This window comes from Paenilisteria newyorkensis (assembly GCF_000766145.1).
Lineage (GTDB): Bacteria > Bacillota > Bacilli > Lactobacillales > Listeriaceae > Listeria_A > Listeria_A newyorkensis.
Genome location: NZ_JNFB01000012.1, coordinates 508057 through 521145, shown reverse-complemented (window position 1 = coordinate 521145; position 13089 = coordinate 508057). Strand labels below are relative to the sequence as shown.

Genomic DNA, 13089 nt, shown 5'->3' with positions numbered 1-13089 from the left:
ATAAATCGGCGAAGCGTTCGCATTCAGGAGATTTGACGGACTTCCGGTTCTCACATACACCAGTATGCTCCGCTTTGTTGTGGTTCTTTGAAGCAAAGCGAATTAGAACCTCAATATGCAAAAAAATGGAATGAGTTTGCCATCCTCATTCCACCAAATCCCCTGAATACAAACGCTTTCGCTCGATTTGTGTAAAGCATGATTATCGTCTTACCCAAATAACGGGTAAGGCGATTTTATCTTGTTTGGAGTTTGTCCCAGCTCCTTTTTTCATTTGAAGACGACATATAGGATAACGCTTTGCTCTCTATTCTTTAGACCTTCTTTGGCAAAAGTTTTATCGTTAATACCCATCTCGCCTTTCCCCATGCCCCATGCTTGTAATATATAACGCTCCCCTTTTTTGATTTTTCCATCATCAAACGGCTGTGTTTCTGCTACCTGATTCTCTAATTTTCCAAATACATTTTTTGGAACAGTAAATGCATCCTGCGAGATTGCCCCACCATTTGTTATCGTCGCTCGGATTTCAGTAGGGTTAAAAACATCAAAGCCGGGGATACCCCAGACAAGGTTACCACTTAATTGTATTTCTTCATCACTTCCAGACTCCGTCACTAGCTCGTGCATCACACGTTTATCTCGCTGATATACATCAAAATAAACAGCCACGTTACTAGCTTTTACATTATATGCTACCTTACCACTCGCAGCCAGCAGTAACGACAATTCGTCTGCTTTGACAGGTTCGTTCAAATTTTTAATCTCACCATCTGGAATACCGGCTTCCTTCTGATCTTGAAACGGCCAATAATTCATGTGATTCAAATACATCAACGTGCCGCCTAGTACGATTACAATTGCAGCTAGGATAATTAGAAATTTTTTCATCATGATTTCCCCTTTTTGGATATTTCCTTTATCGACTGGACAACTTGCTCGGCTTCTTCCTGATATTTCTCCATTTTTGATTTTGGTCCGTATTCTAAAACTTGTAGATAAAAATCGCTCATTTCGATTAAATAGAGACGGTTTGAGTAGGTGAATCCGGATTCTTTCGTTTCAAATACGCTTAACTTGGCAGGATAATCGCCTACCTTCACATCTTGAAATGCTGGGAATTTCTCTACGCCATAATCTTTTGGAAACTCTTCTTCCACGATTTTTTGATAGGATGCCAAACTTACTCCGCCTTCATAATCCTTGAAATCGTCTTTTAGCTCGGTCAATCCATTTAAAGAAATCTCGTCATCTTTCCGACTCACCGCAAGCTCGACATCTTCTGTGACAAGCTCTTTATCTACTTTCCAGTTCGCAGGAATTTCAAGTGACCATGTCCCTTTCGTACTCTTCACAACCTTCATTTTCTCTACTTCTACGGTTTTCTTTTTCTCTGTCACGCTGTCCGTCGTCGCCTCACTGGAACATCCTGCGACAAATACTAAACCGAGCGCTAAAAATAAAATTGGTAGCCTTTTCATTATTGTTTTCCTCCCTTTTCCCTGCTGTACAAAATGACTCGAATCCTAATTATAGTATTTAATGCGCCATTTCACAAGGATATTTTGGCTATTATTTCATTTCATGTCCTTCCCTTGAGAAATAAGGCGCTTGATAATGTGATTCGGTTCCTTTTTTAGGTAGATAATGATACAATAAGAGCAGAATTCAATGAATGCAGGTGTAAAATAATGAGCATGGATGCAACAAATATTTTCCTAATTATCATGATTGTCGGCGCGTTTTTATTTTCGATTTATGATGGCGTCATTCTTCATTTTTGGAAAGGTAAAACTGTTCTTAGTGTCCCGCTTCGTTCGCGAGGGAAATGGGATGGATACATATTCGTTGGCTTAATCGCGATGCTGTTTATCTCGAACGCGTTCTTACGTCACGGACCAACTTCCACATCCGTCTTACTAGCCATTCTGGGCATTCTCTTCTTCTACATTTGTTTCATCCGAAAAGGTCGCGTTATCTTCAAGGAACACGGTTTCTTCTACGCCCTCCTCTTCTTTGAATACAAAAAAATGGAGCGCATTAACCTATCCGAGGACGGTGTACTAGTGATTGAAACTGGTCGCCAACGTTTGCTCTTATTTGTGCGTAATGAAGAAGATTTAGAACAGATGTTAAAAGTATTTACGGAAAAAGGCTAAAAAAGCAACGTTTGGGCAAAATTCCCAAACGTTGCTTTTTAAATACCTACTTTACTCAAATGAATCCGTTCTACTTCAAACTCAATAAATTTTCCGTGTAAGGCTTCGATTTGCTCATCGTATTGCGTGTTGAAACAAATGATACTATCCTCTAGTCGCAAAACGGCAAAACCGTCCTCCTCGTAGTCTTCTAGTTGTCCAACAACATGAACATGTGCATCCTCGGTCTTTTCCAAAATGCAATGCTTCTCGTCACTCTCCGCTAATTGCGCGGCCGTCAAATGCTCTGGTATTTCAATGTCTACCGTATATTTGCGATTCGACTCCGGCTCGTCATCATTCCAAATTCCTTCACACGTGCCGAAATCACTTTCAAATCTAACTTGCCCAGTCGCAAGCTTTTTCTGAATCCTAATTTCCACTAAAAAATTCCTCCTGAAGTTTTTTCGCTTTTGTATATTATAGCATGAAATTGGCAAATCGCATCTATTTTTTACTGCATCACGCTATAAATTTCTTTCACAAGCGCACCGTTATCTTTTTCCATTCGAATATTAGAAAAAAGAATCACCGCGTCTCGATAATCTTTTGAAAAACTATTGATCGTCTCGTAGTTATAAAGCACGCCGCGAGAAATATAGAAAGTCGGCCGTGTATAAAAACCATACCCATAATTCCCAGCGCCTGCATGAAGCATGCTCGCCAAACTCGCTTGATTTACTAGTTTTCCATCCGTTAACGCCTTATTAAACAGATAAATATCTCGCGGCGGCATATACATATTTCCAGCGCCGAATAATTGCGAAGTATCTTGCACAAAACTCGTTTTCGTCAACACACCATTCTTCAGTTTATAACTTATTGATTCGTTCGGATGCGTGAAAAAAGAATCACCAAATGCCGTAGATGTCATGCCAGCTGGTTTCAAAACGTGTTGCTTTAAATAGGCCTCTAAAGACTGATGTGACAACTTCTCAACCAATCTTCCCATCACCGCATAATTATCATCTTTATAATCCCATGTACCCGGTTGGCGCTTAATGCCCGCGTCCTCCACCTGCTCTAAAATTTGCTGCGACGTCACTTTGTTGTTTCCTTTTTCGCGACCCTCAAGGCCAGACGTATGACCTAAGAAATTCTTGATTTTGATATGTTGCCCGTTCGGAAACTCTGGAAAATACTTCGCGATTGGATCTTCCACGTTCAGCAATCCTTTTTCCTGTAATTGCATGATAGCCGTTGCGACCACTGCTTTTTCCATCGATCCTATAAAAAATAAGCTCTGGCTTGTATTGGCTTCCCCAGTCATTTTATTCGCCATACCATAGCCCTGATTTATAATGGCTTTGTTATTCTTCACGACATAGGCCGCCCCATTAAATTGATGTTTCTGTAGAATTAAATCGATTTTCGTTTTGAGTGAGGCATGTGGATCAATCACGATGTTCGCCTTCACATTTGCCGTCGAATCCTCGTTCATACTCATTTCGTTTGCCGTTACCTTAGAATGTGCCTGCATAAACAGATACGCACTTCCTAATCCCCCAAATAAAAAGCAAGCAATGACTGTAAAAATAACTCCTAGACGCCGCGTCTTGCGTTTCTTTCGCGCCCGCTCTGCTCTACTTACATGCATTTTATTTCCTCCTTGTTCTAATAAGTACGACATAATTGTAACACTTCGTAATATAATTGTAAAATATTTTTTCAACGTTTCTTTTTGTTCCCACTTGTTTTTTCCTAATAATACACGTATGCTTGAGTTAATTCAGCGAAAAGGAGTTCGGAAAATATGACATTATTAGCATTCGATATGGGCGGTACAGCCGTCAAATACGCTTTAGTAGAGCAAGACGGGACAATCCTTTCCAAAGGCAAATTCAAGACACCAGAAACATTAGACGCCCTCATAAACCAATTACAAACGACTAAACGTACATACAGCACACATCCACTGACTGGTATCGCTTTTAGTTGCCCCGGAGCAGTCGATAATGAAAGCGGTATTATCGGCGGTGCCAGCGCGATTCCGTACATTCACCATTTTCCATTCCGACAACTATTAGAAGAAAATCTAGAACTACCCATCGCACTCGAAAATGATGCCAATTGCGCAGCTCTCGCCGAAACGTGGTTGGGCGTAGCAAAACAAGCAAGCGACATCCTCTTTCTCATCATCGGTACAGGAATCGGTGGCGCCGTTATCAAAAATGGCAAAATCCATGCCGGCGCGCATCTTCACGGTGGCGAATTCGGTTATATGATTATGAATGACAAACTAGAAAATCTAAGCGACACTGGAACTGCGGTCAATGCCGCCTCACGCATCGCAAAACGAAAAGGCTTGCCATCGCTAAGTGGCATCGAAGCCTTCCAATTAAAAGAAGCCGGTGACCCAATCGCGATGGAGGAAATCGACTTCATGTTCCGCAACCTTGCAAAAGGCATTTTTAACTTGCAATATGTATATGACCCCGAACTCATCGTAATTGGCGGCGGTGTCAGCGAGCGTCCAGATTTCCTCTCAGCCATCCAAACCCAACTCGACGACCTACTAGCGCAAATCACAATCGCAAAAGTAGCGCCAACACTCGTTTCCTGCGAATTCGGAAATGACGCAAACCTCATCGGTGCCGTCGCAAACTTCAATCAAATCTACGACTAAAAAGGGACATAACCCAAATAAATCGGCGACAAGCGCTCGCATTCAGGGGATTTGGCGGACTTCCGGTTCTGCTACGCAATACTTGCTACGCTTAACTTCTTGCATGGTCGAGGAAACTACCCTCTCCCTGCTTTCAGTCATCACATACACCAGTATGCTCCGCTTTGTTGTGGTTCTTTGAAGCAAAGCGAATTAGAACCTCAATATGCAAAAGAATGGAATGAGTTTGCCATCCTCATTCCACCAAATCCCCTGAATACAAACGCTTTCGCTCGATTTGTGTATAGCGTTATCTTCGTCTTACCCAAAAATAAAGAGACTTGCGATTTTATCCTGTTTTGAGTTATGCCCCAGACACCGCTCCTCTATTTAGCCTGAACTAACTTTACCGCTTCCCCGCGCTCCGTAAGTACTCGTTCCAATGCGGCTAGCCATTTCTTTTGTTTATTAATCACGAACTGGAAGGTATGTCCCTCTTTTGTTTCCACCTCAAGTAAATTAGATAACATATCCCGCCCTAAAATCTTCGTCATCACGCCCTCAATCCGCGCCACATCTTCAAAAGGAATCATGACATCTTCCGAAAAATAATCATTTGGTTTGTGAATCAAATAATCCTGCGTCACATAAAGCTTCCCCGGTACCGGCTTAAAACCATTTTTCAGGTTCGCCAACCCTTTGTAAACAACATCTAGCGACTCACCCATACATTACTTCCTCCTCATCTCCTATTTTTCCAATGTATCTATTTACAATCGATTTGCTATGATTTCCTAACCCTTGCCACATCTTGACATCCGTTCACAATTTGGTGACATTTAAAATCTTTTTTTACGAAAACAGCTTGGCTTACGTCCCTATGCGGGTTAAAATATAGAGTATACAGCAATGCCATACACCATTTTGGAGGGAGTTAATCATTTTGCGCGCAATAATTTATATCGGCAATGGCACACAGCTAGCCGAGGGCAATGCAGAATTTCGTACATTTATTGCCGAAATCAGAAAGAAAAGACCTGAAACGATTCAAGAATTAGGCTTTCTAAAAATGAGCTACCCTACCATAGAAATCGCCTGTGAGAAGGCTATCGCGGCTGGTGCAGATGAACTTATCGTCGTCCCAGTATTCCTATTTTCCGCGACCAACATCAAATATGAAATCCCTAAAATTCTCGACTCCCTTACCATGAAACACCCAGAAATAACAATTAAAATGACAAAAACATTTGGCTTTGATCCAGAAATAATCGCACTAGCCAAAGAAAAAATACTACAGACCAATATCAACTTCACAAATTCAGAGGCTGTCTTGCTTGTAGGACTTGGAAATGAACGCGACAATGAACCCGCAAATCGGCTCTATAATGTCGCTCAATTATTAGAATCGCAGCTACATTTGCCGGTTTTCCATAGTGAAATCAAAGGCGAACCATGTTATCCAGAAATACTCGAAAAACTAGTCACCAAGTTCGAGAAAGTCTATATCCTCCCTTACTTTCTATTCACAGGAGCTCATGTGGTTGCCATTGATCAAGAACGGCTGCATTTACAGAAATTGTATCCAGCCTGCGAAACGGTACTTTGCGAATCATTTCACTATCATCCGTTGCTAGAACAAGCCATTCTTCACAAAATTAGCGAACTTACCGACTGATTCTACGATCTGGAATGCTTTTCGAATCTAGGTATTCCAGATCGTAAAATCACATCAACTAGGGACTAATACATCTAAATGCTCCCGCAAAACTTCAATTTGGATTGGGAACGTATCTCCGGGATCGCCGTCAACATTGACCTTCACATCTGGATCGGTGCAGGAAATATCGAGTTTTGTCGTGGAGAAATACATCACGCCGTCCGCTTTTTTCAACGTGCCCAACGCGATTTGCGGTAAAATTTTGGCAGCATCAATTAAGCCTAGTTTCGTTAAAATAAACACATGAATCAAGCCGTCATCTACCTCAGCTTCTGGCGCCCACTGTTCCATACCTCCGACCGAGTTCGTCAAGCTAGCAATAACCAACCCCGCTTTGCCGTCCCACTCTCCGTCATCATACTTCACTTCAAACTCCAACAACTCGTGACGCGCAAAGGCTTTTAACCCTTCCGCAAAATAAGCAACAGAACCAAATTTCGTTTTTTGTTCCACGCTCACTTTATCGACAGCTTCTGCAATCATGCCCGCTGCGAGTACGTTCATGAAGTATGCATCACCAATTTTCCCAATATCCATTGGGCGTTTCCGAGCCGTTTCAAGCGCCTTTATCGCGCGATCTGCTCGTAATGGGACGCCGAGAGACCGAGCCAAATCATTCACCGTGCCCAGCGGAATAAAGCCAAATGCAGGTCGGTGCGGCTTCTCTGCAATACCGTTGATAACCTCATTTAGCGTTCCATCTCCACCCATCGCGATGACCGCTTCATAGCCATTGTCAGCCGCCTCATGCGCAAAATCCGTCGCGTCTCCACCCTTTTGCGTCTCTTTGACCTCGACCTCATCAAATCGCTTCAATAACGCCTGATGCGCCCGGTCCTTGTATACTTTCCCTTTCTCTTTGCCAGAGGAAGGATTCACAATCAATAATGCTTTTCCCATTATGTAACACACTCCTTCAATATACTCCTTCTCATTATACCCTGTTCCAAGCCCATAAAAACAGCAAAAACACACGAACTTAAGTAATTATTACTTGAAAAATTCCTCATTTGGCGTTACAGTTAAAACATAGTACTTTACTTGGATATTGTAAGGAGGATTAAAAATGGAACGAATCACATTCAAAAACGAAGCTGGATTGACGCTAGTTGGTCATTTTTATGCCGCTCCTTCCGAGTCTATCGTCATTATGACACACGGTTTCTTATCCAATAAATCATCGAGCGGGCGCTTCGATCGCTTCGCCTTAAAATTACAACAAAACGGCTATAATGTGCTAACATACGATTGCGGCGGCTACGGAGAAAGCGATGATACCGCCATCCATTTTGAGAAACAAGTCGCTGATTTAAAGGCAGCTAAAAAATATGGCTACCAAATAGGAATGAAGAAATTCGCTTTTTGGGGACATAGCCTTGGCGGACGCCTTTCCTTAACTTGTTACGAGCCAGACATTGACACGATGGTGCTGACTGGTCCAGTTACTGGCGCCATTGCCTATCAACACGTGGATAATTTTTCAAAAGAGCAGGTCGCGCAATGTGAATGCAACGGAAGCATGGTGTTTTACGTCGATGATCCTTGGCGTTCAGAAATCGTGCTGGATAAGCAGATGTTGACTGATTTTGATGAGATGGATCAGGCCGCGACTTTAGAAAATGTGCACTGTCCGGTCCTTGTGATTCATGGTACGGAAGGCGCGTTGGAGCAGGAACTTGCACAGATTACGAAGCAGGGCGCGGAACTTTTCCCAGATGGCACAAAGATGATCGAGCTAGACGGTGCAGATCATGGGTTTATGGAGCAATTAGATGAAATTGAAACACTTGGACTTCATTGGTTGCATGAACACTTTTCTGTAAAGTAAAAAAATAAAGATGAGGCAAAACTCAAAATAAAACAAAATCGCCTTACTCCATTTTAGTAAGACGAAAAATTTTGCTTTACACAAATCGAGCGAAAGCGTTTGTATTCAGGGGATTTGGCGGAATGAGGATGGCAAACTCATTCCATTCCTTTGCATATTGAGGTTCTAATTCGCCTTGCTTCAAAGAACCACAACAAAGCGGAGCATACTGGTGTATGTGATGACTGAAAGCAGGGAGAGGGTAGTTTCCTCGACCATGCAAGAAGTTAAGCGTAGCAAGTATTGCGTAGCAGAACCGGAAGTCCGCCAAATCCCCTGAATGCGAACGCTTGTCGCCGATTTATTTGGGTTATCATCTACCATACCCATTTTTATTTGACTGCGGATTCTATGGACATCCCAGGAACCATTCGGACGCGTGGTAATGTGTACATGCCATCATTTTTGTTGGCTTTTCCGGGTTCTGTCGTGAATCCCATCGCGTATCCTGCTGCCTCTGCGGCGCGTACTGTATCCTCATTATACCGACCGACTGGATAGCAGATGCTGTTCACCTTTTTGTCCGTCAGACGCTCAAGAACGGTTTTAGAATCCTGCAACTCCTTCAACTGCTCCTCGTAGGAAAGCGTATTTAATTCGTGATGGTGCACCGTGTGGCTGTCCATTTCAATGCCATATGCACTCATCTCTTTTAAAGCCGCTTCATCAAAATGGTTATTTTTAGCGATTTTATCTGTAATCACGAAAATGTTGGCCTTTAAACCATATTTTTTAAGAATCGGATAAGCATTCGTATAATTATCTTGATAGCCGTCGTCAAACGTTATCACAACTGGCTTATCTGGCACATTTTTACCCGTTTCAAGCAACGCATCCAATTCGGCAAGCGTCACCGTATGATAGCCATTATCAGCAAGCCATTTCATCTGCGCGTCAAACTCATTCGGAGGGGTAATTAAGTTATTTTTCACATTCGTGTTGATAGAATGATACATCAAAACCGGGATTTGCAACGTATCCGGATTCCTATCTGTCCCGAGTTGCACTGGCGGTTTTTCTTCTTTTGTCACAGGGGCTGGTTTCTTTTGTGGTGCAGGTTCTGACGGTTTTGCTTCGTTCTGACCACATGCCGCGATTACGAAACAGCATAAAATCGCACAACTTATCCGTATAAATTGCTTCATGTAAATTCTCCTTTTGTCTTTTTTATCTGAAAATAAATAGAATCCGATCGTTAATAATTTGCTTCACAATTGCGCGCGCCTCGGCATAATCACGCGACTCCATCGCACGACCGCAAGCTACGTAATTATCGATTGTTCTGTCGAAGAGCTTGGTTGCGGATTGAAACACATCTGGCTCACCAAACTCCAATAAATCATCGTAGAATTGATTGACCACCTGCAAATAATAGTCATTCTTGGCGTAACTCAAAATTTCATTCAAGAACCAGCGCTGATACTCCATGCATTGACGCTCCGTCGCTTCTTCCAACCCAACAAAATCAGCGGCTTTCTCAACTACACGGCGATTCGAAAAGGTAAGTGATTTTGCCTCTAATTTATCGATGGTGCCTATCAGCAGTAACTCCATAATATCGAGCATTTCAATATACCGTTCTTTTGTAATCGCGCAGTTTTTGACGATGACTCCTTTATAATCCTCAAATTCCAAATATCCATCCACCGTCAGCATCGCAAAAGCCTTCCGAACAGGCGTCCTGCTCAACTCGAGTTCCCGCGAAACATCCGCTTCAATCAAACGTTGCCCCACTTGAAACTCTCCGCGCTGAATCTTCTCCTTAATCATCCGATACGCCCTACTTTCCAGCGTTTCATTCCCAGGTTTATTCATCCCTTGACTCCCCTTTAAAATATCGCTTTTCCATCAATGATTTCTTTTAAAATATCATTGTTCGCGATCACTAACTCCATTTCACGATATGGTTGATACGCCGTGTTCTGCTCCATAATATAACTCGCGCTAAGCTCCTGCATATCCCGCACCAAAGCCCGCGTCAAGCGTTTGTCAGCCTCGAAAAAGTGCGAAACCACATACCCGATAATACGCAAAGCCGCCGCCAAAAATAGCACAAATAAAGCCATCATTCCTGCTAGAAAAATACGATGCCCCTCAGGACTGGCCTCCAAAATAAACACCGCACCAAGCGCTGCAAAAATAAGAATCACGAGCAAAGCTGCCATATTTTTTATAGTAAAAGTCTTCGTTAGAAACGCATCGTCCTCTTCCAGCACCTTTTGCAACGTCCCTAATTCCTCCGGGGAAGCGAACCCATTGCGCGCCAAATAATTCCGCAGTAAACAAAGCTTCAACATATGCAATTTCTTAAAATCACGTATATGATACCTTTTCCACAGTTCCCTCCGTGCTTTTCTAACAATCAGTAGGTAATAAAAAAGCAAAAAAAGCACCGCATACCCAATAAGCCCAATCCAGAGTCCGCTGGCACCAAAAGCCAAGCCAAAAGCATTCGGTAAAGCCAACAAAAGAATCATCAGCAAGCAAAAAAGCCAAATCCGCTGCGTCATAAATCCATATATTAAGTTATAATTACTAAGTTTCGTCCGGTAAAACCGAATCAGCTTTTCCCCCGCCATAAACCAACACTCATTCCTTCTCATTCTTTCATCCTAGTTTATCACGTAAAGCCAAATAATAAAAGCCACAGACCATAAAAAATGGGGAGTATAAGCAGAAGAATATGACTGGTTAATCCATAAAAAAAACAAGAATCACACCCTATTAATAAAAATAGTTCGTGATTCTTGCTACTGTATATTTTCAAGCTATCTTCGATAGCCCTATACGCCACTTCCGTGTCGCCAAACATCAGCGAGCCAGCAAATGCTTAGATCTTAGGCAAAAGCGCTTAAAGGATGGCAGTCTCACTTCGTTCTACTGCATATTGAGGCTCTAACCCAGTTCCACTTCGAATAGCCACAACAATGAGCGTTTACTGGCGCGCTGAGCCCTTAGTCGTCTTGTTCGGTGGATAATACTTCCAAGGTTTTAGAGTCTAATTTCACCTCAACTTCTTGATTTCCGTTCATGATTTGAACGCTGAAATATGTTTGGTTTAACTCACGCTCAATCGTCCATTCTTTCACTGTTCCAGCTTGTTGTTTAAGCGCTACTGTCATCGCTTCTTGTGGTGTTTTAATGCCTGTCAAGTCAAGCTTTTCGTTTGCCCGTTCTTTTCCGTTTGCATCTTCAGCGTCCAATTTTTCATTATTATCTTGTAAAATAGCTTTTGTATCTGCATCGAATTTCATTTCAAACTCGTTGGAATCATCGACACCATCAATCGTGTAGACAAATTTCCCAAGTTCTTGTGATAATTCAATGGAGGTTATGTCTGTCTCTGGATGTTTATTTTTGAATATTTCTACTGCATCTGTGTAGCTCATCGAAAATTTCTTGTTATTCAAATCGGTTGTCGATGTGTTCGAATTGGAATTGCTGTTTGTCCCTGAATCTGTTGTTTGTTGCGTATTGTTCGAATTATTATTATCTTTTGCATCGTCATCCCCACAAGCTGCGAGCGTTCCTACCATCACCGTCGTCATTGCAATTACACTAATTTTTTTCCACATATTTTATTCCCTGCCTTCTTTAGTTTATAGACATAGTCTAACATACAGCTACTGTGCAATACATCATACCTAAGACTTAGATTCGAAATTTCACTGAAAAATAATCGTTTGAAGTTCTTCTTTTGTGACTTCGCCAAAATAAAGCGGCACATTAATTCCTTCTAAAAAATCATCTAGCGTGTCTCGTGTGTAAGCGACTCCTAGCAACTTATTTTCCACTTCCTGTATATCTCCTGTCGCGAAAAAATCGCCGAAAATTTGCGCTATTGTAATCCGTCCTTTTTCGACTTGAAAACGTATTTCTACTAGTCCACCAGGGAATTTTTGCTCATTTTTAACGTTGAACTTAGGTGATTTTCCGTAATTCCAATCCCAATTTTGATAGCGTTCTTTTTGAATTTTACGAATCTGCGTCCAGTCGGCTTCTGAAAAACGATAGGTTGGTATTTCTGCTGTTTGGAAAATGGATTGTAGCAAGACTTCTCGGAATGCGTTGATATCCATATCTTCGCGCAAGTGTTCACGTATATTCGTCACACGCGACCGAACGGATTTCACGCCTTTTGCTTGTAGTTTTAGCGGATTCACACGGAGCGCTTTTTCCACATTAGCCAGGTTCACGTCAAATAGTAGCGTTCCGTGACTGTATAGCCTGCCACCCGTTGCGAACTGTGCGTTTCCAGATATTTTTTTGCCTGCAACTTCAATGTCATTGCGACCGCTCAATTTCGCGTCCACGCCAAGCTCAATCAGCGCATCAATGACCGGCTTTGTAAATCGCTCAAAATTATTAAAACTTGCCCCGTCATCTTTCGTGATTATGCTAAAACTGATATTGCCTTCATCGTTATAAACCGCGCCACCACCGGAAAGCCTGCGCAAAACCGGGATATCATGCTCATCGATATAGGCCTGGTTAATCTCGGCTAACGTATTCTGATTCTTCCCAACAATCACGGTCGGATGCATTCTGTAAAACATCACGTACGTCTCATTCGCATCCATTTGGCGCAACGCAAACTCTTCTATTGCAAAATTTTCGGTCTGATCTAAACAATCTTTCGTATCAATATAAATCACTGACTTCTCTCCATCCATAAAAGGACCCGAAACAACAGTTCTTTCTC

Annotated in this window: 15 protein-coding genes; 4 read left to right on the top strand and 11 right to left on the bottom strand. The window is 42.2% G+C overall.

The window, feature by feature from the left end:
* Positions 1 to 270: 270 nt before the first annotated feature.
* Together EP58_RS07105 and EP58_RS07100 are read right to left on the bottom strand one after the other, a co-directional pair.
* On the bottom strand, positions 271 to 894 hold the full coding sequence (locus EP58_RS07105; RefSeq protein ID WP_137657359.1) for a hypothetical protein: 624 nt from the start codon (positions 892 to 894) through the stop codon (positions 271 to 273).
* Positions 891 to 1481: a hypothetical protein gene (locus EP58_RS07100; RefSeq protein WP_036091577.1), complete on the bottom strand. Its 591-nt coding sequence runs from the start codon at positions 1479 to 1481 to the stop codon at positions 891 to 893. The genes EP58_RS07105 and EP58_RS07100 overlap by 4 nt, the downstream gene beginning before the upstream one ends.
* 210 nt (positions 1482 to 1691) lie before the next feature.
* Between EP58_RS07100 and EP58_RS07095 the strand changes: the two genes are divergently transcribed.
* The gene (locus EP58_RS07095) at positions 1692 to 2159 is read left to right on the top strand and encodes an Lmo0779 family protein (RefSeq protein ID WP_036091574.1); all 468 of its coding nucleotides are present in this window, start codon (positions 1692 to 1694) and stop codon (positions 2157 to 2159) included.
* Between the two features lie 38 nt (positions 2160 to 2197).
* Here EP58_RS07095 and EP58_RS07090 read toward each other — a convergent pair whose 3' ends face one another.
* Together EP58_RS07090 and EP58_RS07085 are read right to left on the bottom strand one after the other, a co-directional pair.
* Entirely contained in the window at positions 2198 to 2581 is a 384-nt protein-coding gene (locus EP58_RS07090) for a hypothetical protein (protein ID WP_036091573.1), read from the bottom strand.
* A gap of 71 nt (positions 2582 to 2652) precedes the next feature.
* A complete protein-coding gene (locus EP58_RS07085; protein ID WP_052165002.1) occupies positions 2653 to 3795 on the bottom strand; it encodes a serine hydrolase domain-containing protein in 1143 nt (380 codons plus the stop codon).
* Positions 3796 to 3951: 156 nt separating this feature from the next.
* Between EP58_RS07085 and EP58_RS07080 the strand changes: the two genes are divergently transcribed.
* Positions 3952 to 4824, top strand: coding sequence for an ROK family protein (locus tag EP58_RS07080; protein ID WP_036091571.1), 873 nt, complete (start codon positions 3952 to 3954; stop codon positions 4822 to 4824).
* Between the two features lie 365 nt (positions 4825 to 5189).
* Here EP58_RS07080 and EP58_RS07075 read toward each other — a convergent pair whose 3' ends face one another.
* Entirely contained in the window at positions 5190 to 5531 is a 342-nt protein-coding gene (locus EP58_RS07075) for a GRAM domain-containing protein (RefSeq protein ID WP_036091569.1), read from the bottom strand.
* A gap of 215 nt (positions 5532 to 5746) precedes the next feature.
* Here EP58_RS07075 and EP58_RS07070 point away from each other — a divergent pair, with 215 nt between their 5' ends.
* The gene (locus tag EP58_RS07070; RefSeq protein WP_036091567.1) at positions 5747 to 6478 is read left to right on the top strand and encodes a sirohydrochlorin chelatase; all 732 of its coding nucleotides are present in this window, start codon (positions 5747 to 5749) and stop codon (positions 6476 to 6478) included.
* 54 nt (positions 6479 to 6532) lie between these two features.
* Here EP58_RS07070 and EP58_RS07065 read toward each other — a convergent pair whose 3' ends face one another.
* A complete protein-coding gene (locus tag EP58_RS07065) occupies positions 6533 to 7420 on the bottom strand; it encodes a diacylglycerol/lipid kinase family protein (RefSeq protein ID WP_036091565.1) in 888 nt (295 codons plus the stop codon).
* Between the two features lie 166 nt (positions 7421 to 7586).
* Between EP58_RS07065 and EP58_RS07060 the strand changes: the two genes are divergently transcribed.
* Positions 7587 to 8348 carry an alpha/beta hydrolase gene (locus EP58_RS07060; RefSeq protein ID WP_036091563.1) on the top strand — a complete coding sequence of 254 codons (762 nt, stop codon included), beginning with the start codon at positions 7587 to 7589 and terminating at the stop codon, positions 8346 to 8348.
* A gap of 371 nt (positions 8349 to 8719) precedes the next feature.
* On the opposite strand, the gene EP58_RS07055 is transcribed toward EP58_RS07060, so the two are convergent.
* The 5 genes from EP58_RS07055 to EP58_RS07035 all read right to left on the bottom strand — a co-directional run bounded on the left by EP58_RS07055 (position 8720) and on the right by EP58_RS07035 (position 13042).
* Entirely contained in the window at positions 8720 to 9532 is an 813-nt protein-coding gene (locus EP58_RS07055; protein ID WP_036091561.1) for a polysaccharide deacetylase family protein, read from the bottom strand.
* Positions 9533 to 9554: 22 nt separating this feature from the next.
* Positions 9555 to 10202: a GntR family transcriptional regulator gene (locus EP58_RS07050; protein ID WP_036091559.1), complete on the bottom strand. Its 648-nt coding sequence runs from the start codon at positions 10200 to 10202 to the stop codon at positions 9555 to 9557.
* Between the two features lie 14 nt (positions 10203 to 10216).
* Positions 10217 to 10966, bottom strand: a complete 750-nt coding sequence (locus EP58_RS07045; RefSeq protein WP_036091557.1) for a hypothetical protein — start codon at positions 10964 to 10966, stop codon at positions 10217 to 10219.
* Between the two features lie 375 nt (positions 10967 to 11341).
* Positions 11342 to 11962 carry a PepSY domain-containing protein gene (locus tag EP58_RS07040; RefSeq protein ID WP_036091556.1) on the bottom strand — a complete coding sequence of 207 codons (621 nt, stop codon included), beginning with the start codon at positions 11960 to 11962 and terminating at the stop codon, positions 11342 to 11344.
* 90 nt (positions 11963 to 12052) lie between these two features.
* Positions 12053 to 13042: a lipoate--protein ligase gene (locus EP58_RS07035; RefSeq protein ID WP_036091554.1), complete on the bottom strand. Its 990-nt coding sequence runs from the start codon at positions 13040 to 13042 to the stop codon at positions 12053 to 12055.
* Positions 13043 to 13089: the final 47 nt, after the last annotated feature.